General features: G+C 34.2%; 11 protein-coding genes and 2 tRNA genes. 6 read left to right on the top strand and 7 right to left on the bottom strand.

Annotated features, from left to right (window positions below; all coding sequences use genetic code 11):
• The first annotated feature begins 16 nt into the window (after positions 1-16).
• Positions 17-90 (top strand) — tRNA-Asp (locus tag E4N78_RS02965).
• Between the two features lie 57 nt (positions 91-147).
• A tRNA-Pro gene (locus E4N78_RS02960) sits at positions 148-219 on the top strand.
• 1 nt (position 220) lies between these two features.
• Here E4N78_RS02960 and E4N78_RS02955 read toward each other — a convergent pair.
• Positions 221-5,527: a diguanylate cyclase gene (locus E4N78_RS02955; RefSeq protein ID WP_255811590.1), complete on the bottom strand. Its 5,307-nt coding sequence runs from the start codon at positions 5,525-5,527 to the stop codon at positions 221-223.
• Positions 5,528-5,538: 11 nt separating this feature from the next.
• Positions 5,539-10,863, bottom strand: a complete 5,325-nt coding sequence (locus E4N78_RS02950) for a diguanylate cyclase (RefSeq protein ID WP_255811589.1) — start codon at positions 10,861-10,863, stop codon at positions 5,539-5,541.
• A gap of 116 nt (positions 10,864-10,979) precedes the next feature.
• Between E4N78_RS02950 and recG the strand changes: the two genes are divergently transcribed.
• The 3 genes from recG (at position 10,980) to E4N78_RS02935 (ending at position 13,814) form a co-directional block, all read left to right on the top strand.
• Positions 10,980-13,016: an ATP-dependent DNA helicase RecG gene (gene recG, locus E4N78_RS02945; protein WP_255811588.1), complete on the top strand. Its 2,037-nt coding sequence runs from the start codon at positions 10,980-10,982 to the stop codon at positions 13,014-13,016.
• Positions 13,017-13,149: 133 nt separating this feature from the next.
• On the top strand, positions 13,150-13,404 hold the full coding sequence (locus tag E4N78_RS02940) for a DUF6364 family protein (RefSeq protein ID WP_002676042.1): 255 nt from the start codon (positions 13,150-13,152) through the stop codon (positions 13,402-13,404).
• Entirely contained in the window at positions 13,401-13,814 is a 414-nt protein-coding gene (locus E4N78_RS02935; protein ID WP_255811587.1) for a PIN domain-containing protein, read from the top strand. Before E4N78_RS02940 ends, E4N78_RS02935 begins: the two co-directional genes overlap by 4 nt.
• A gap of 177 nt (positions 13,815-13,991) precedes the next feature.
• On the opposite strand, the gene E4N78_RS02930 is transcribed toward E4N78_RS02935, so the two are convergent.
• The 5 genes from E4N78_RS02930 to E4N78_RS02910 all read right to left on the bottom strand — a co-directional run bounded on the left by E4N78_RS02930 (position 13,992) and on the right by E4N78_RS02910 (position 19,415).
• Positions 13,992-15,542: an ATP-binding cassette domain-containing protein gene (locus tag E4N78_RS02930; RefSeq protein ID WP_255811586.1), complete on the bottom strand. Its 1,551-nt coding sequence runs from the start codon at positions 15,540-15,542 to the stop codon at positions 13,992-13,994.
• A gap of 280 nt (positions 15,543-15,822) precedes the next feature.
• Complete coding sequence (locus tag E4N78_RS02925; protein WP_255811585.1) at positions 15,823-16,557, bottom strand: RluA family pseudouridine synthase; 735 nt, start codon at positions 16,555-16,557, stop codon at positions 15,823-15,825.
• A gap of 39 nt (positions 16,558-16,596) precedes the next feature.
• The gene (locus E4N78_RS02920) at positions 16,597-17,199 is read right to left on the bottom strand and encodes a HutD family protein (RefSeq protein WP_255811584.1); all 603 of its coding nucleotides are present in this window, start codon (positions 17,197-17,199) and stop codon (positions 16,597-16,599) included.
• Positions 17,200-17,202: 3 nt separating this feature from the next.
• Positions 17,203-17,841, bottom strand: coding sequence for a ribosome biogenesis GTP-binding protein YihA/YsxC (yihA, locus tag E4N78_RS02915; protein ID WP_255811583.1), 639 nt, complete (start codon positions 17,839-17,841; stop codon positions 17,203-17,205).
• The gene (locus tag E4N78_RS02910) at positions 17,838-19,415 is read right to left on the bottom strand and encodes a glucose-6-phosphate isomerase (protein ID WP_255811582.1); all 1,578 of its coding nucleotides are present in this window, start codon (positions 19,413-19,415) and stop codon (positions 17,838-17,840) included. The genes yihA and E4N78_RS02910 overlap by 4 nt, the downstream gene beginning before the upstream one ends.
• Positions 19,416-19,655: 240 nt before the next feature.
• Here E4N78_RS02910 and E4N78_RS02905 point away from each other — a divergent pair, with 240 nt between their 5' ends.
• Complete coding sequence (locus tag E4N78_RS02905) at positions 19,656-21,680, top strand: urocanate hydratase (protein WP_255811581.1); 2,025 nt, start codon at positions 19,656-19,658, stop codon at positions 21,678-21,680.
• The last annotated feature ends 52 nt before the right edge of the window (positions 21,681-21,732 follow it).

Genomic DNA, 21,732 nt, shown 5'->3' with positions numbered 1-21,732 from the left:
ACTGGCTAAATCTTATGGGGGCGTAGCGAAGCTGGTTATCGCGCTGGCCTGTCACGCCGGAGATCGCGGGTTCGAGCCCCGTCGCTCCGGAAAAAGCTCACCGCCTTAGTGGTGAGCTTTTTTATTTTATATCTGCATTTTTATTTACGGGCAGTAGCGCAGGGGTAGCGCGCTTGGTTCGGGACCAAGAAGTCGGGGGTTCAAATCCCCCCTGCCCGATTTAAAAGAAAGGTGCGATTAAACCTGCGAATAGGTTAACTAAGTTAAGATCTTCAATTCCAAATTCTTTTTTTCTGATTTCAACTACAAGATAAATTAAGGCTTTTATTTCTCCTTTTAGGATAATCGGGACGAGAATGGCTGAATTCCATGTCGGAATTCCTGTTATGTCGCTTTTTCCTGAAATATTTTCCCAGTCTATTTTGCACAGTTCTTTTTTTTCGGATATGACTTCGGCTATGAAATTTTTGTTTACGGGGAAATCCGGTTTTGTAACAGGCGTATATTTAAATATATTTTTGGATATTTTTTTCTTAATAGGATAGACAAAAATTCCGGAATCTGCACCTACAGCGTCGATTATCTTTTCAAGGCAGATTTCAAGTTTGTTTATTTTTGATATAGAACTCCGTATGAGCGAAACAGTATCGATAAAACTTAGAATGTTTTTTGTATCGCTTAGAGAGTTTCCGGTCAATATTCCAGCCAGCCTGTCGGCCTTTTTTTTACCGGGTTCAAGGCTTTCTTTCCATACAACCACTTGATTTCTACCGCGGTTTTTTGCGGCATACAGGGCTTGGTCTACTTTTGACAATAAGTCTTTTTCCATACTTCCGTGTCTTGGAAAGACAGCTATACCTATACTTATGGTTATCCTAACATCCGGATCATCAAAAAGCAATGCTTCTACCTGCTTCCTGATTTTTTCTGCGATTATCAATGCCTGTTCTTTTTCTACATCCGGTAGAAGAACAATAAATTCTTCTCCTCCCACACGTCCCAAGATCTGACCTTTTTTTAATACGCTCAATACTGTATTAGCGACAGCTTTTAAAACCGTATCGCCTATTTGATGACCGAAAGTATCGTTTATTTTTTTAAATTTATCCAGATCATACATTAGTATGGAAAAAACGCTATTTTTCATTTTAGAAGCCGTTAAGAGATCGCTCAATGCATCTTCAGTGTATTTTCTGGTTAGTGCGGAGGTTAGTTTATCTGTAGCAGCCTCTTGTTGAGCCTTATAACTTTCTATTAAAAATGCAAATGTATTCTCGATGCTAAGACAAAAACTGATTCCAAAATTGCCAAAATTATTTATTTCTTTATTTGATACAAAAACCAAATAACCTGTTACGGTATTTCCTGTTTGCTTATTACAATGATAATTTATTGGAATAACAAGATGTGACGAAACTCCGCTGTCTGCTTTGATATTTGCCATTTTGTATGTAGATGCTTCTATCAATTGTGCAATTTTTTCTATAGCTTTATTTTTACCGAAATTAAATAAAGACTTTATTTTACCGTCATTTGCAGTTACAAATACATCAGCTGAATTCGCAAGAAGATTTAAAGCCGTAAAATTTAAAAGAATTTTTATATTCTGTAAAAAATCATCTGTAAATTTTTCTATTATATCATCAATCGATTTATTTTTAAATAAACCGGATTGCTTTGTTTGCGCTATAATATTTAAAATAAACGCCGGATTATTTTTTAGTTTTTCAATATTATTTTTTAATAAGAGCCTTTTTGTCTGTTCGTAGGATAATGCATCAATAAACTTTTTATAATCAGACTTCATATCTTTCTTGATATAATCGCATATTATCAATGACGGCAAACCATAGTGATGAGCGCTAAAATAAGTTTTTTTAAATTTTAGAGGTACTTTTTTTATAAAAATATCTATTAGCTTTTGGGCTTCAGCAAAATTAATCATTGCCATGCTAATATTATTATTTTCAAGATATATTAATCCCAGCTTTATGTTTATATCTATACTTAGATCCAGCACATACTTATTTTCAATTAAAGACGCAGCTTCTATAAGTTTTTTCTCCGCATTTTTAGGATCCATATATGCTTCTAAAAATAAAAGAGGCGCTTTCATTAACGTGGAATCATTACTGCATTTTATTTCAAGCACCATCTTGATTATTTTTCTAAAATCAATGTCATGCCTGAAGATGATAATTTTTCTTAAACAATAAATCATCTCATAAAACACAAGATATATATTATCCGAAAAAATGGGATTGGAAATTATTTTAATGAGACTATCCTCCAATTCTTCCGTTGAATTCATTTTACCTTGTGCAATTTTATTCAGGCTGATACATAATGATGGAAAAACGGATATAATATCCATACCCTCATTTTTATAATTGATGTTTTCATCTTGAGCTTCATTTGCCGCTTCAAAATCTCCCATTCCATAGTAAAAAACAGCTCTTGTTTGATTAAAAATATTTATATCGGAAGGAGCTTTCGGTATATTTTTATTTTTTAGAATTTTCTTTATTTGCATTTCAATTTCTGCCGCTTTATCATACATACACATAGAAAGGAAGATATCATGCATAAAAGTATGAGCAAAAAACATTTCACTATTATAAGAATATTGTATTATTTTTTTTATTACTTGATTACAAATAATATATGCATTTTCATAATCATGAAAATGCGAATAGATAATACTCAGATTAAGTGAAGCCATTATTTGTGAAACCACATTTCCTGTTATATTATTATTTTTTAAAATTTTTGTATAATATGCTATTGCCTCATCAAAGTTATTATATATTTCATCTTGGATGATAGCTAAGTTATTAAAAATTATGTCTTGAATATTAGTATCACTTATTTCTTTTGCTTTTTTCAGAGCTTCCAAATAGACTTTTTCCGCCTCTTTATATTGACCGGAATAAAATAAATTATTTGCCAGATCCAGCAATACCTTTGTTTTTATAAATGTAAATTCTTTAAAATTACCGCATTTTAGTATAATTTTTTTTGCTTCATCTATAGCTTCAACATAGTTATTTTTATATTGCAAAAATGCTATACGGGCTTTACCAAAAGATAATTGCGTATAAGTATCATCTACAGCAGCAGCTGCCTTTTCGGCTAAAGCTAGTGATCTAGCAATTTTTTCGGGATTAGATTTAGATTGAATTCCTTGAATTGCTTTTATTATATAGATTTTGGCAGTATATATTTTATTTTCACTCGATTTTAGCATTATTTTTTCTGCTTCCTCTATTCTTCTTGTACATTCTATTAAATTATCATTTCCCAGATATGATTCGGCAAGAATAAGAAGTATTTCCAATTTTTTATCGTTGTCATCATTTGGGATAAACGTATATATTTTTTCAAATATATCTATATAGGCTATAGGAGTACATTCTTTTTTTATTTTATTTTTATATTTTATACAATAATTTACCGCCTCGTCAAATAGTTCCGCTTTTTCTGCATGATATATAAATTCATAGATGTCGAAAATTTTTAGTTTTTTCATTTTTTGTATGATTTTTTTATGTATTTCAATGCGATAATGATAATCAAGTTCATCATACAAAGTTTTTTGTAAAATTTTATTTACAATTACATATTCATCGGCTGACGGCTTTGTAGTTTTTTTTATAATATTTTGATCCAAAAGTCTAGGTATCGATTTTTGAATGATTGTATCTGTCGCATTTAAAATTTCCGGTAAAGCTTGTATTCTAAAACTGAATTTAAAGATACATAAATCCTTTAAAAAAGTTAATTCACTTTTATCTAGATTTTTTATTTGTCTTTTTACGGCTTGCTGTATGTTTGCAGATATAGGTATAGGGATAGAAGGGTTAGATAGATTTGTAGAAAGCTTGCATGATTCATTTAGATTGTCTTTTTCTAAGTCTCCAGATATAGTAAGTTCTTTTAAAGCTTCATTAATAAATAAAGGATTACCTGATGTGTTTAAATATATTTTTTTTAATAATACTTCAGGGATATTTTTTATATTTATCGTGTTTCGTATTAAGGCTTCTGTATCTAGTTCAGACAGGCTTTGGAGATTTATCTTTTTTATAGACGATTCATTTGACAGTGTTTTAATGAGTTTTTTTGCATAATGATTATTATTAACTAAGCTTTCATTTACCGATTGTATCAATATTATATTTTTTTTATCAGAATTCTCTATTGCTATGTATAATATTGTTTTTGTTATAAATTCATTTATTAAGTGTATGTCATCAATAATGAAAACTATTGATTGAGATGATGCATTTTCTATCATTAATTTTGTTATTAAATTTACAAGTTTATATTTAAGTGCACTTATCTTTGCTATATCCTCATTGACTTCCATTTCGGATTTTAAAGTATCAAGAATTGTATTTAATTCTTTCTCATGATTTTTTTGAATCAATGAGCTTTTTAAAAATAAGCTTTTCATAAGATAAAGAATAAATGTAATATCATTCATATCACCAATACCCGGAATATAAAAAACATCCAGTCTTTCAAGCAAAAGTAAAAAATATAATTCGTATAAGAACAATGTTTTTCCCACACCGAATGCACCTGTTATCAATATATTTTTATTTTCAGCCTTAGATGATTTTGTTTCTTTAAATATGGAAAATATTTCTTCCTTTTCTTTTTCACGGTTGATAGGAAACAGGCATTTTTTTTCAATGCTTATTGGGGTCGAAATAGTATAATCTGTATTTATATTATAATTAACATCAGATATTATTTCATAAAATGGGTAAGCCGTTTTTTTTGCTTTTCGGGCATTAATTTTATCATATATCTTAAAAAAACATGTATAAAGATTTTTTTTATTTTCATTATCTAATTTATCGATTTTTATCTGCTGCAATTCCTGAAAATATTTTTCATGATTCCTTATTATGTTCTTTTTTAAAAGTAAAGATAAAATAGTTGTTTTTACAATATCGTAATTATATACAAATGTACGCACTTCGGAATCAGTTAAAAAACGAATTTGGTCTGAATATTGATTTTTTTCTGAAACAATATCTTTTATTTTTAAAAAAACTCGGTCTTTATCTCTTATCACATATATATTATTTAGATCAAGGTTATTACATACTATTCCATATGTTATTAAATAATTTAACTCCTTCAATATTGCAGCAAACAATTCAAAGATTTCATCCGTTTTAGCATCAATCAAAAAATTAAATATAGGTTCTTTTTTTTCTATATATTCAATGGTATATAAGTATATATCTTCATTTACTGTTTTATCGTCTATACTTATTAATCGCGTAAAATCATAATTTTTTATGTGAGCTGTTTCTTTTAATTGTTTTATCAGAATAAATTTATCTCTGATAAACTGCATAAAATCTTCATCCATATTTGAAGCATATATTAGTCTCAGCTCGATCAGCTCATCCTTATCGGAAATTAGATCTTTAACAATAAAGGCTGCATCATTTTTTACTTCTAGCGGGAGCTCTTTAATAATTATATATCTATTATTCAATATTTTCATTTAGTCCTCCCTTATATATTTGCAGATATTATATCCGCCAAAAATTTAAAGAAATTAAATTTACTTAAATTAAATTTAGAATATTTTTCGGGAGCTGCCAAATAAATTACACCTATAATCTTCTCGTTTTTTATCATAGGTGCAATCATTACGGAATTCCATTCCGGCATATTTGTTATGCTGTTTCTTTTTACGATTGAATCCCAATCTACTTGAAAAATACTCGAACCGTCTTCAGCAACTGAATGAATCAGTTGCTCATTAATCTGATAAGTTTCAAAGCCTACTTTTGTATTAATTTTAAAGACAGGTGCATTTGATTCTTTCCTTACGGATTTAAGAATAATAGCCCCGCTCTCAGCTTCAAAGCATTTAATTATTTTTATCAGTAAGGTCTTTGTTAACTCGTGTTTAGGCATATCCTGTTTTAATATATCACATATTTCTATTGTAGTAGTTACATTTTCACTAAAAGAAGCCTCATCTGCTATAACAACACCGGTCTGGTTTATTTTATCTCCCCTTTTATTAATTATAGAGGGATTCCACACGGTACTTTTGTTCCTACCGGTATTTTTGGAATGGTATAAGGCTTGATCTGCACTTGTAAGCAGCTCCGAAACCGTTTTTCCATGTTCAGGAAATGTAGCGATCCCAAGGCTTATTGTTATGTTTTTCTCAAATTCTGTAAAAATTAATTTTTCTATTCTTTTCCTAAAATGCTCAGCCGCTTTAAAGGCTTTTTGTGAGTCGCTATCAGGTAAGATCACAGTGAATTCTTCACCGCCGTATCTACCCAATATCTGGCCATGATTTAAGGAATCCAAAATTGTCTCTGTTACTTTTTTAAGTACTATATCACCTACAAGATGTCCATAGGTGTCATTTATATTTTTAAATTTATCCAAGTCATATAAAATAAGAGAAAATTTTGAATTAGAGTTATATAAATTTTTGATAATATTTTTAAAAAAGATATCAAAATATTTTCTTGTATAAGCACCGGTCAGTACATCATAAGCGGATGATTGTTGAAAGTTTTTGCTTTCGATAATCATCGTTAAAAGGTTAGAATGATTTTTACAAATAATTCTTCCTTCATGTGAAAAATTATTTATGATTTTTTCGGATGTAAAGATCATAAAACCTAAAACTTTATAACCAGCAGCGCCGAAATTCCGTTTATTAACGGGAATAACCATACAAGGCTTATGTAAAACTTTTTCTATTTTTGTTATATTTTGATATCCGAATTTTATTATAGCATCGAATATCTTCTTCAAATCATGACTATCATTTTCATGATGTAAAACAAAATGAGGTTCATCGGATTTGCTTATATCTAAAAAATCATAAGATGATGCAATTACATTTAAAGCCAAAAATTTCATTACACAAGCCATATTCTGTTCGTAATTGTCAGTAAAATTATTAACAAGTTCAACCGATGTAGTATGCTCATAACCTTCATTTTTGAGATAAGTTTCTATCAATTTTTCTTTAAATTTTTTATCTTTTTTTATTATATTTATATGTTTTAGCTTTAACATTTCCTCCAGTTCGGAGTCTTCTATATTTCTGTTATATTTTTTTCCTTTTGTTATAGTTTTGCCTTTTAGAAAATCGGAAACTATATTGAACGGTCTGCTTAAATCCCAGTTATTAAATAAGTTAATTCTATATTTTCCGGGTATGTTTTTTATTATAGATGCTATCTTATTTTGAATTTCCAAATAATGCATGATAGCCAAACTTTGTATTCCATCTGTATAATAATAATCAGCTAATGCCATATTAATAAATAGAGTTATATTTATAAGATTTTTAGGTTTTATAAGATGTAGATTTTCTTGTAAAACCTTTTCTAATTCAGCCTTATTAAAATAAGTTTTTAAATAATTCATACCTGAAATTTGAAAATCATATAATCCCGGCATATCGAATTTTATTATCTGTATTATTAAGGGCGTAAAATCAATATCAGGACGCTTTATAATCATTGTAATAACGGTATCAAATAAATTTTTAGTCAACTTTTTTTTACTTGATTCTTTATTTTGTTTCGGGTTTATATATGAAGTAAAAATTTTTACCAAATTAGCAATATCGTTTTTGTCTCTTTTAATGATTCTTAAGGCTTCAAGCGTAAAATACACCATAAATATTTTTCTGTCTGGCTGGTATTTTTGTATTTTTATGCTCTTCTTTAAATAAGCGATTGCTTTAGCATTGCATCCGAATTCCTGATACATTCTTGCAACTAATACATAAAATATAAAGTTATCTTCATAAACATATTTTAATTTATTTTCACGTATTGCTTTTATATATTTTTTTTGATATTCACAAAACTCTTTATATCTATATAAGTTCTGTGTAATTTCCATAAGAGTTATTATACATGCAAATTTAAATATTTCCATATTATAAGCAGATATTTTAGACTCTGCATCTTTTGCATATTCATAAGCTTCATAATTATTTTGTATTTGAGCAAGCATTCTTGCATAGTTAATTATTGAAATAATTTCAATTGATAAAAAGCTGTATTTTTTTGCCAAGTTTATAACATTTTTTATATATGACATGCTTTTTTCGATATTAGGGTGAATCTCCCAATATAGTAAGGAGATATTATGCATTGCGAGAACTTTAGTTCTAATATTATCGGATAAGGATGCCAGTTTTTTTGCTTTCTGAAAATATTTTAAAGCCGTTCTTTTATCCAAATCTCTGTGATAAAGATAACCTAAGAATATATAAGCGTCAGCTCTATAAAACATATATTCCGGATTATTTTTTGTGATCTCCAGTATTTTATATGTAGATTCCTTACAATCATTATGCTGCTGCTTTATATTATAATACAAACATTTTGCGTGCTGTAGTCTGATATTTATGATATCACTGGGTGACTTTTCATAAAGGTCAGTCAATTTATTTATATATATAAGAATTTCGCTGTCATTTAAGTAGAAGTATTCGTACTTTACCATTAGGTTATAATAATATGATAAAAGAACCGTATTCTTTATTTTTGGTAAATCTTCATCAAGTCTTAATTTTATTTCAGCTTCTTTGTCTTTTAAGCCCATCTGATTATACAGTTCAAATACTTTTAAGAGTATTGTAAATCTATTTATAATATTTTGACCGGCGATAAGAGGCGGAATTTTTTCATATATTTTTAATACAGCATCTATGTTTTTTGTTTTCATGTTTTGCTTTATTATATCAAAATAACAAGCTAGAATTGCTTTTTTATTGCCGGCCCCTTCCAAGTGCCAAATAAGTTCGTTCATATCGGCATCTGATTCTTTTTTCAGAATGTCCGCTATCTTTTTATGCTGCAGCATTTTATGTTTAGGATCCAAAAGTCCATATAAAATATCACGCATAACCTTATTTGTAATTGTATAGTTTCGTATATCGCCTGATTGGATAAGGGTAATTAACCCTTTGTTCACAAGTGTTTTTATAATTTTATCTATTTGTGTTGGAATCAAGGGTAAAAGTTTATACAAATAATCGATTTTGAATACAGTTTGAAATAAAGAAGTTTCAAAGTATAATTTCTTTTCTACCGGTGAAAGAGTATTCAATTGATTTGTTAATGTTTCGTCAATTGATTTTGGAATTATGTTTTGAGCTTCATCGTTACGTAGACTTTTAGAAAAAAGCCATGCCCCTGTAATCTTATCCTTGTATACCTTTCCCGTATTTACAAATTCTTTTATCATTTCTATTATAAAAGATTGGCATCCTGCAGTATATTTATATAAAACAGGGCCTAAGGATACAGGAGAATATTTTAAAATTAAAACATTTTTCAGCATTTCTATAGTTTCTTCTTCAGAAAAATAGTTCATCTCAAAAACTTGAGATTTTTCATGCTCATTTAATATGTTTAGAAAGTTCTTAAATTTATGTGAAAGAGGAGCAACAGTTTCATCATAGGATAAAATTATGCCAAAACGTTCGGTTTCTATAACTTCGGTTACTAAATATAGAATCATATCAAGCATAAAATCGTCTGCAAATTCCAAATCATCTAAAATAGTAAAGACAGGAAGCGGTCCGATTATTTTAAAAAAGAAGTTTTTAGCTTCATTGAAAAGTTTAAATTTTATATTCTCATATTCTTTTTTTTCATTTTTAATAGACTTTTGATCTTTGATTTGCTTTATGTTTCTTATAAGCGTTTCTCTCTCTGCCATATCCTGAAGAGAGTAAAAATCTAAAAAAACCTTTTCTAAAAAATCTTCCCAAAAATGCTCCGGACCGGAATTTTTAAGATTATAATTAGAGTATATATTTGTTCCTTGTAGAGCTAGTCTGTATTCAGCTTCTTTTAAAAACCTTGTCTTACCTGTTCCCTGATTGCCCTTGATAAGAAAAATCGTTTTTTTTGCCGTTCCTGAACTTATTTCGTTTCTTGCTTGAGACACAATATTTATCTCATTTTGTCTTCCTACCAATTTAGGTTTGAATGTTATGCTGTTAAGAGGAGTAATAACGTCTACAGGGTAGTCCCTATCTAGGCCTTTATTTATATCATGAATAATGGTATGTATTTTAACTTTTTCATTTTTATCTTTATGCTGAATTTGCTTTTTTGCTATTTCATACAATATATTAAAAATATCGGCATCATTTTTATTTAAATTTTTATAGCACGACTTTAATTTTACAACAGCCGATGATAAACTTGTGTGAATTTCTTGTCCTGTAAGAAGTGTAATTATAAAAAGAATTACCGTATCAATATTTTCGCTGGTTCCCGTATAGTCTTTAGCTTCCTTAAGGCGTACCGATGAATTGTTTTCAAGTTTTGCCGATACAATATCTTTTATTCTTACTTGAAATCCATCTTTTTTTTTGACTATCATTACATTATCATGAGTAAATATATCGTACTCAAATCCCATGTTGCTGGCATGAACAAGACTTTGGCAAACCGATATTATTATCTTAAGAATATCCTCCATCGAGCATTGTTTTATGAATTCCAAAACGGGTATTGTATTTTCAATATACTCGGTAGTAAAGATATATAAAATTTCATCAGGACTTGAAGGCGGTAAAGGAGGATAGGCCAGAGACAGACTGGAAAAGCCGTAATTTTTAAGATAAAAATAGTTGTCTATATTGCTTATGGTAATAAAGTTATCTTTAAAAAAAGCGAATTCTTCTTTTGATAGATCTAAAGACGATACAACCTTTAAGTTAATCTTAGCGTTTCCTGCCCATAAATCTACAGCCGAAAATTCCTGTACATGAGATATTGTATTGTTTATTTTACCGACAACTTTATATCGATTATTTATAATTTCCATAAGATATGTCCGATGTGCTATTAAAAAACATACTGACACATACTTTTTAATTCTACCATGCTTTATCAAAAAAGTCTAGCCCTTTTAATATTTGTAAACTTGTGTTACAATGACTTATGCTGATTTCCGAAATACATGGTCCTCTTACAAATATTGCCGGAGTAGGTGCTGCCGCAGTCTCACAGCTAAAAAGACTTGGAGTAGAAAATGCCGGAGACCTTTTAAGGCTTTTCCCGCGGGATTGGGAAGACCGCTCGAAAATAAACGTCTTTTTGGATTGGAACAAGTTTCAAAAAATACACGTAGAAGTTACAGTTGCAGGCCATGAATGGTTCGGTTTCGGAAAAATGAGGACTCTAAAGCTGATAGTTGCCGACAAAAACGGAATGACGTCCTCCCTTATATGCTTTAACCGTCCTTTTTTAGAAAAAAGCTTCCCTGTCGGGGCTCGCGCCTTTGTATATGGCTCTTTTTACCGCAAATACGGGGAGATTCAGTCCTCCGCATTCGATCTTGAAAAACCCGAAAACATGCAGTCAAAGATTCTTCCCGTTTATCCCCTAACGTCAGGACTTGGACAGGCAAAACTGCGGAAAATAATTGCTTCCGCCCTAAAAATGTATGCCCACGGCATAGATTCCGAGCTTCCCGATTCTATTTTACAAAAATACGGCCTTCCGCCTAAGCAGGAAGTGCTTTTTATGCTCCATGCTCCAAAATCTATGGCTGAGGTAGAAAAAGGCCGCCATGCCCTCATCTTTGAAGAGTTCTTTTTGTTTCAATATGCCATAGGGATGCGCTCTATTGAAAGGAGGGGACGGCTTCCCAACCTTGACGATGAAAGCAATATAGGCAAAACCGTCAAAAAAGAACCTGTTTTAAGGCCTCTTCAAAGTTCTCTTTTGGAAAGGCTCAACTTTAAGCTTACTCAAGACCAGCTTTCGGTTTGTGCCGAAATAAACGAAGACTTGGACGGCCCTAATCCCATGGCCCGCCTTATGCAGGGAGATGTAGGTTCGGGGAAGACCCTTGTTGCCTTTTTAGCCTGCTTAAAGGTAATAGAACAGGGAGGACAAACGGCATTTTTAGCTCCTACAGAGCTTTTAGCCCGTCAACATGCCGAAAATGCTGCCCGTCTCTTGGAGCCCCTCGGCGTCCGCCTTGCCTTTTTAACCGGAAATACCAAGGCCAAAGGAAGAAGCAGGCTTTTACAGGAATTGCAAAAGGGAAATATCGATTTGATAATCGGCACCCATTCTCTTTTTTCTCAAGGGGTGCAGTATAAAAATTTAAGGCTTGCCGTAATCGATGAGCAGCACCGCTTCGGCGTTCTCCAGCGTTCGGCCATAATCCAAAAGGGAGCCGAGAGCAATGAAGAGAAGATGAGCCCCCACCTTCTTATGATGAGTGCGACCCCTATTCCCCGCACCCTCGCTCTTTCTATCTTCGGAGACTTGGATATTTCGACCATTAAAACCATGCCGCCCGGAAGAAAGCCGATTATCACCTATGTTGCGGGGGAGGATAAGGCTGAAAGGGTTTATAACTTTATCGGACAAGAGATTTTGAAAGGCAGACAGGCTTATTTTGTATACCCTTTAATAGAAGAAAATGAAGATTTGTCCTTAAAATCCGCCGAAAGGATGTTTGAAGAATTAAAGACGGGCTTCCCCAATCATAGTTTGGCCCTGATTCACTCCAAGGTTGCGGAAGAAGAACAAAAAAGAATTATGCAAGAATTCAGGTCGGGAAAGCTCAATATACTCGTTGCGACCTCTGTGGTGGAAGTCGGTGTGGATGTTCCCAATGCGACCTGTATGGTAATAGAACATGCCGACAGGTTCGGTCTTTCAGCCCTTCATCAGCTTCGCGGAAGGGTCGGGCGTGGAGACCTGCAAGCCTATTGTTTTTTAATTTACGGAAAAAAAATTACCGAGGACGGAAGGGCTCGGCTAACCGCAATGAAGGAAACAAATGACGGCTTTATAATTGCCGAAGAAGATTTAAGGCTCCGCGGCCCGGGAGATATAGGAGGGGTTGAGCAGTCGGGCTATCACCTAGGCTTTACAATTGCCGATCCTGCCCGCGATTTTAAAATCTTGCAGGAAGCCCGCTCCGCTGCCTTTGAACTCCTCGAGCAAACTAAATTTTAGAAAGCTTCTGGCAACTGTTAGAAATACCGGTCTAACAGAGATAGGTTTAACATCGCCTATTGTTAATATATAAAATATATACTTATGGACTTACACGTATTTATATGCTATAATTATACGTGTGAGGTGATATATGTTGGCAAAGCTTACATTGACTATAGAGCAGTCTGTAATAGAACAGGCAAAGGAATATGCTCAAAAAAAGAATAGGAGTGTTTCTCGAATTGTAGAAGAGTATCTGAAAAATATCGTAACCAATCATGACATAGGTACTTCTTTTTCTAAAATGAAATCACCGATAACCGATAGCATTTCGGGAATGTTTCATGATAATGGAAAATCTTATAAAGATATGCTCAGTGAAGCATTGCAGGATAAATATTTATGATAAAAAGGGTCTTTATTGATACAGATATTATCCTTGATGTTGCATTAGCTCGAGAACCGTTTTTTACTGCCAGTAAAATCATATTAGCAATGGCAGAAAACAATATTATCATAGGAAATATTTCATCGAATTGTGTTGCCAATATTTATTATATATTGAGAAAATCCGGCAGTGATAATAAGGCGAGAAAATTTATACTAAATATAGTTAAGTATATAACCGTAATAGCAATCAATCACCGGAATGTATTAGACTCACTAAGATCAAAATTTTCTGATTTTGAAGATGCATTACAACACTATTCGGCTGTAGAGAACCAATGCGAATATATAATAACCAGAAATATTGAAGACTACAAAAATGCAAAAGTAAAAGTCCTGTTGCCGGAAGAATTTATTGGAATGTTCTAATACGGATAAAAAAATTCTTTTGCAAAGCTGCTTTTTATATTTTTGATTATATTTTCATCATAATCACTTATTGCTATAATAAATGATCCGTTATCTTTCCTAAACATCATATTGCTAAAGTAATCTAATTTCAAATCCCAATCATATAATAACTCAGGATCGCAAACTCCATTTTTCTTAAAAAACTAACATGTGCACATTATCACTGTCAAAATTATCCATAATGTTTGCACTATGTGAAACCAACACAAAAGTTTTATTATTGTTTTTCACCAGCGACTGCATAATTTCATAAAACCATAAGCGTGCTTCGTTACTTAAAGCAGAATCAGGTTCGTCCATTATAAAAACATCAGCATTACTATTTAATAATTTCAAGATATGTACAATTTGTTTTTGCCCGGCACTTAAATTTTCACCAAAGTTTTCAACTTTTGTTTCAGCATAAATACCGACAAGCTGCAAAATAGTACTTACATCAATATTTAGCTTTCCAGAATTTTCAGTGATGTTTTCTAACACTGTTCCATTGCGCAAGTATGTTGTATTTGTAATGTAGCATAATTTTTTCGGTGCAGCCGCAGAAAGTGTACCATTCAATTTTATTTCAGGGATATATGTATGCTCCAATCCGCAAAGACTATTCAGCAATGTCGTTTTTCCTTTTCCGTTTGCACCGCAAATTATATTTATTTTGTTGTATTCAAAATTAATGCTTTCCCTTGAATCCTCCCAAATTATTTCTGCGCTTTGCGGCAAATTCTCCGGCACCGTACCGGAATGCTCTTTTGCATAAAGATCATTTATTCTGTCAATAGATGCACTTGCCATACTTAATTGATTCTTAGCATGTAAGCATGAAGAAAAATATTTCAGTGCTTGCGAAATCAATGTACTGATTTGTACCACAAGACCTGCTGTAATTGCAGTATCTTCTTGTTTTAAAAAAAACAAAATAATGAATGATAATAAAATAGTTATCGTACTTACTGTTGTATACAAAAAACTTGAAATCTGGCTATGGTATGCAATCTGAATGGAGGTTTCATTCAAGACTTCATTTACTTCATTGAAGTCATCTAAAGTATTCTTTAATCTTTGATTTGCAAAGATATACTTAAAATTATTATACATGTTGATAATAAAACTTTCTTTATGCACATGCGCTTCTCGCTGTGCATTACTATCCTTTTTTAATATCTTATCAAAAATGTATGAAACAAAAAATAAAATTACAAATGCAATCAAAAGTAAAACGGTAATAAGCATGCTTTTAAAAAACAAATACACACAGTAAAAAATAATTGCTAAAATATTTATTGCGAGTACCGGGAAAAAGCCAAATAGAATCGGCATGAGCCTATTTACATCATTATTCAAAAGTTTAACTGTATCAGCCGCATTACATGAATACACATCATACCATTTTAAATTTAAAAACTGATATGTCAGTCTTTGAGACAAATCAGCATAAACTTTTTTTCCTACATGCTTTGCTAAAAGCACATTCAAAAAATTCACACACACTAACAAAACTATAACTAAAATATATTTCAAAAAGCCATTGTAATTTTCCGGTATCGTTTGATTTGAAAAATAAATATCAATCACTTTTTTTAAATAATATGTTTCAAAAAAAGTTATTATAGCAATACCCCCATGAACACAAAACCACAGTATTTGAACTTTCCAAAATAGCACACCAAGCCGTTTAATTAAATCTTTCATAAATCCTCACAGTGCTCACATTCTTCAGTATACACGCAATACTTTTCATGCAAGGCTCTTGACTCATCTAAAACAGTCCTAAAGTTCCCATAGCGAAACAAATTATCTCAAGAGTATAGCATATTGATTTTTAAATATCAAGATAAAAATATTCTTTTCATAAAAAATTAAGTATTATAAACACAAAACGGTCCAGAGGACTTATATTTTATCACATCCTCAATGAGTTAAAATATCTAATATAAAAGTTTTGTTTTCCTGATTAAGTTTTTATATATATTTATATTTTAGAAAGCTGGTTTATAAGGCCCGCCATATCTTTGGGATAGCTTGCGCTTATTTCGATTTTTTCCTTGCTTATAGGATGAAAGAATTTTAAGGAATAGGCGTGGAGGGCAAGACGAGAGATTATAGGGCGTTCCTCATATTTGTCTCCTCTCCAATTCTTTTTTAAGGCCGATATGTAAACTGGCTCTCCGTTTCCGTAAAGATTATCGCATAGGATAGGAAGCCAAAGGTGTTTTAGGTGAGCCCTTATTTGATGGGTTCTGCCCGTTATGGGACGGGCTTCCAAAAGGCAAAAGCGGCTGAATTTTTTAAGAAGGCTGAATTCGGTTAAAGACTCTTTTCCTTTTTTTTCGTCTATGACGGTGCGGTGCAGCTTATCCCCGTCTATTCTAAGTTTTGCCTCAGTTTTAAAATTTTCTTCTTGAGGAATGCCGGTCGATACCGCATGATAGATTTTTTCGATTTTGCGGTTTTGAAAATCATCGTTTAAAATTTTATGGGCTTCCGCATTTAGGGCATAGATAATGAGGCCTGAAGTTTCCTTATCGAGCCTGTGGACAGGATAAATTTTTGTCTCTTCCCTATCCTTGTAAAGTTCTTCAAGTATCTTATCAAGGCGGGGAGCTTCGCTGTCCCAGCGGTCGGCTCCTACGAGGAGGCCGGCACTTTTATTTACAATGAGAATATCCTTATCTTCATATAGAATTTCGTAAAGCTTTTTTTTCATTATAATTCCAAGTTTGTGATTTTTAGCCTTGATTACCGTTTAAAAAACTGTCGGTACCTTTCCGTAAAATAGGCTCAAGGCTCCATCGGTCGAAATTAAAACTTCTTCTTTTGTATCATCGTCTGCCTCAAAAATAATCAAGTCCAATTTGTCAAGATTAAAATCTTTTTTTTCGTTGAATGTTTCGGCTCTAAGTAAGGTTTTGGTATTGTACAAAAAAATCCAGCCGATTTCTCCCTTCAATACCGAAAACTTTAAAACCGAATTTTTGTTTAGAGCAAAGTTTTTTACTTCCGTTTCTACACCGTCTTTTACCATGAGGTTAAAATCCCTTACCCTTCCCATGCTGACCGTTTTTGCTCCGCCGTCAAAGGCATAGACTTCGTAGGGCTTAAGTTTGGTAAAGTTTTTTTCGTCATGGCTTATTTTTAAGTCCCCGTTTAAGGGAGAAATAAAACGGAAAAACCCCGAAAGAGGGGTAAAGTCTGATCTATCCAAATCGACGGTAGCGGAGCTTAATCGGAATAAAAAATCTCTTTTTTTATAATCGGCTTCATGCGGATATATAAAAAGCTCCGTTGTAGTGCCTCCGCTCCAGTTTGAAGTTTTAAAATCTTTTTCTCTGTAATGTGTAATTTTCATAAGTTAAATCCTTTTTGTTATTAATGATAAAATATTATCCCGTCCGGTTTTTTTTGCAGCAGAGCTTATTATAATGAGATCTTTGTCAAAGTTAAAGAAGTCTGCCCAAGCATTTTTTGCCTTTATCTGATCATTTTTGCCTATCTTATCGGCCTTGGTTCCGACTATTACAACCTCAATATTTAAGCCGTGAAAAAAGCCGATACTTTCTTTTTCGGTTTCGGTAGGTTCCCGCCTCATGTCCATTAAAAAAAAGATGGTCTTTAAGAGGGGGCGGTTTGTACAATATTCGTAGAGCATCTTGTCGATTTGCAAGGTCATGCCGCCTGAAAGTTTTGCATAGCCGTAGCCCGGAAGGTCTGTGAGCACAAACATGTCTTTTGGAACCGGCCCTGAAAACTTTTTTGTCTTAGGGTTAAAATTTAAAGAAGCCGGACAGTTTACCAAGAAAAAATTTACTTCCCGCGTCATTCCGGGACGGGAACCTGTCTTGACCAAATTTTTTCTGTTAACAAGCATATTTATGAGGCTCGACTTTCCTGCATTGGAGCGCCGGAAAAAAGCAAATTCCGAAACACCGATTTCAGGAAACTGTTCCGCCTTAACGGCTCCCTTTATAAATTCAGCATTTATAATTTTCATAAAAGGAATTCCGAAAAGGCTTTGAGAGTAGGGGGCATATCGTTTGAAAGCACCTTCTTTGCAAGGGTTTTTCCGAGCTGAACACCCTCTTGGTCAAAGCTGTTTAAGTTCCAGATAAAACCTTGGAACATCACCTTATTTTCGTAATGGGCAAGGAGGGCTCCGAGGTTTTCGGGAGTTAATTCTTCCCCATAGATTAAACTTGCGGGACGGTTGCCTGCAAAGTCCTTGTTTTTGTTTGTATCGGTTTTTCCTGCTGCAAAGGCCATAATTTGGGCTGCCAAATTTGCATTCAGTTTTTGCATATTGGTTGAGCCCTCGCTTTCGATATCAAGACCGATTTGGCTTTTTTTAAAGCCTATAAACTGCAAGGGGATTATATCGCTTCCCTGATGAAGGAGCTGATAAAAAGAGTGTTGTCCGTTTGTGCCCGGCTCTCCGAAAATTACGGGACCCGTTTTATAAGAAACTTTTTCGCCGAAACGGTTTACCGTTTTTCCGTTCGATTCCATGTCCAACTGCTGGAGGTGGGCAGGAAAGCGGGAAAGGGCCTGACAGTATGGAAGAATGGCCGTTGCCGAGCAGCCTAAAATGTTTCTTTCATAAATGCCGAGGAGGGCATCCAAGAGGCTTGCATTTTCTTTTATGTTTTTGTTTAGTGAAAGCTTATCTCCTTCTGCTGCTCCTTTTAAAAAGGCATCCACCGTTTCCATACCGAAGGCGAGAGCGAGTACTGCCGCTCCGCAAACCGAAGTTGAAGAATATCTTCCGCCTATAAAATCGTCCATATAAAAGGAAGTAAGATAGCCGGGGTTATTTGCTAGGGGGCTTGTTTCGCTTGTAACGGCAAGCATTTGTTTTTTGCAGTCAAGGCCGTTTTTTTCGAGAACGGATTTTACAAATCTTTCGTTTGCCAGAGTTTCCTGAGTTGTGCCGCTTTTTGAAACGAGGATAAAAAGGGTGCTTGCAAGATTTATGGAGTTTAAAACTTCGGCTGCATCGTCGGGGTCTACATTAGAAATAAAATGAGCCCTCATCTTTGTCTTTGCCCGATTTTTTAAGGCTATGTACATGGCTCTGGGGCCTAGGTCCGAGCCGCCTATTCCGATTTGAACTACATCGGTAAAGACTTTTCCTTGAGAGGTTTTAATCTTACCGGAATGAACCGCTTCGGAAAATTCTTTTATTTTTTTGAGCTCGTTGAGGTAAAAGCTCCTCATGTTTACGCCCTTATAAACTACATCATTTTTTAATTGACCGCGGGTGAGCTGATGGAGGACCATACGGTTTTCGCCGGTATTTATAAAATCTCCGTTTAATAAAAGCTCATACTTTTCGATCAGCTTTTGCTCATCGGCGAGGGACTGCAAAGCCTTAAGAATTTCATCGTTTACAGGCTTGGCCGCATAATTGTATTTGAGGTTTCCGCCCATTTTAACCGAATAATTTTTTACTCTTTTAACCGAACTTTCAGTATTGAAAATATCTGCGAGCTTTAAATTTTCAGCTTGTTCTTTATGAATTTTTTGTAATTGTGTAAAAGATGTACACTTATCTAAATTTTTCCATTCCATAAATTCTATTCTAACCTTTTTTGACAAAAAAAACAACTTGTTTGGAAAATCTTTAAAAGCTTTAATTGGAGCAGTCTATAAGCCGGTCGTTAATCGTTAATACAAAATAAACCTCTTTGCAGCAAAGTAAAAAGCACATAAAATCTTGCATATTTTCAACCTTCATGCTATACTGTATACTCTACAGAAGGTAATTATGTAACTTTTACTTAATTTTAATATTTAAAGGAGAAATCTATTATGATTACAAACAAAGAAATCGGAAAAGCGATGACAATCAAACTTGATGCAACGCTTCCCCCCGATCCCGTTTTTGAAAAGGGAATAAGAAGGGCGCCGAGCCGAGGCTTTAACTTGACAAAGTCTCAAACAGAGACGGCCTTAAAAAACGCCCTCCGCTATGTACCGGAAGAACTTCATGAAAAGCTCGCTCCGGAGTTTTTGGATGAACTTTTTACCTACGGCCGAATCTATGCTTACCGCTATAGGCCCCACGGAAACATCTACGGAAAACCCATAGATGAGTACAAGGGCAAATGTCTTGCAGCAAAGGCTATGCAGGTTATGATAGACAACAACCTTGACTTTGATGTCGCCCTCTACCCATACGAGCTTGTAACCTACGGTGAAACGGGCTCGGTCTGCCATGACTGGCTCCAGTACCGCCTCATCAAAAAATACTTGGAAGAATTAACCGAAGATCAAACCCTTGTTATGGAATCGGGGCACCCCTTAGGCCTCTTCCCTTCAAAACCGGAAGCTCCGAGAGTTATAATTACAAACGGCCTTATGATAGGTATGTTTGACAATTACAAGGACTGGGAAGTTGCAGAAGAAATGGGCGTTGCCAACTACGGCCAGATGACGGCCGGCGGCTGGATGTATATCGGCCCTCAAGGTATAGTTCACGGAACATTTAATACAATCCTCACAGCCGGCCGCAAGGAACTGGGAGTCGCAAGCGACGGCGACTTAAAGGGAAAGCTCTTTATTTCTTCCGGTTTGGGCGGAATGTCGGGAGCCCAACCCAAGGCCTGCGAAATTGCAAATGCCGTCGGTGTTTTTGCCGAAGTCGATAAATCGAGAATAAATACCCGTCTTGAACAAGGCTGGGTTCACGAAATGTCCGACAATTTGGATGAAATCTTTAAAAAGGTTGACGAGTACCTAAAAAAGAAGGAGCCTATTTCAATCGCCTATCACGGCAACATTGTAGACCTTCTTCAATATTGTGTAGACAAAAAAGTTCACATCGATCTCCTTTCTGATCAAACATCCTGCCATGCACCCTATGAGGGAGGCTATTGTCCCGAAAAGATGACCTTTGAAGAAAGAACTAAGCTCCTCTATGAAAACCGCGAAGAATTCTGCAAGAGGGTAGATTCTACATTAAAGCACCACTTTGAGCTTATCAAAATTCTTTCATCGAGAGGAACATACTTTTTCGACTACGGAAACTCCTTCCTCAAAGCCGTGTTTGATGCGGGCGCAAAGGATGTTTCCAAAAACGGAATCGATGAAAAAGACGGTTTTATCTTCCCCTCTTATGTAGAAGACCTTATGGGACTCGAACTCTTTGACTACGGTTACGGCCCATTCCGCTGGGTATGCTTATCAGGAAAACCTGAAGACTTGGACAAGACGGATGCCGCCGCAATGAGCTGTATCAACCCCGACCGCCGCGGACAGGACAGGGATAACTACTACTGGGTACGCGATGCCAAAAAGAATAGATTAGTTGTAGGAACTCAAGCCCGAATTCTTTATCAAGATGCAGAAGGAAGACGCGACATTGCCTTAAAGTTTAACGAAATGGTACGCAAGGGCGAAATCGGCCCCGTTATGATGGGACGCGACCACCACGATGTAAGCGGCACCGATTCTCCTTTCCGCGAAACTTCCAATATCAAGGACGGAAGCAATGTAATGGCAGACATGGCAGTACAGTGCTATGCCGGAAACGCAGCCCGGGGAATGAGCCTTGTAGCCCTCCACAACGGCGGCGGTGTAGGTATAGGAAAATCCATTAACGGAGGTTTCGGCCTCGTGCTTGACGGAAGCGAGCGTGTTGACGAAATCATCAAATCGGCCATTATGTGGGACGTAATGGGAGGCGTAGCCCGCCGAAACTGGGCCCGCAACGAAAACTCCATTACCACCAGTATCGAATATAACAAAAACTATTCAAATGGACACATCACTATTCCATATGTTGCTAAAGACGAGTTTGTAAAAAAACTGGTCGAGCAAAAATATAAAAAATAAAACGGCTGATACCAAAAAAACGCAGGACTTTTAATGAGCCCTGCGTTTTTTT

The sequence above is a fragment of the Treponema denticola genome (genome assembly GCF_024400535.1).
GTDB lineage: Bacteria > Spirochaetota > Spirochaetia > Treponematales > Treponemataceae > Treponema_B > Treponema_B denticola_C.
The sequence above is the reverse complement of the archived record's forward strand: the minus strand, read 5'-3'. Positions and strand labels throughout refer to the sequence as shown.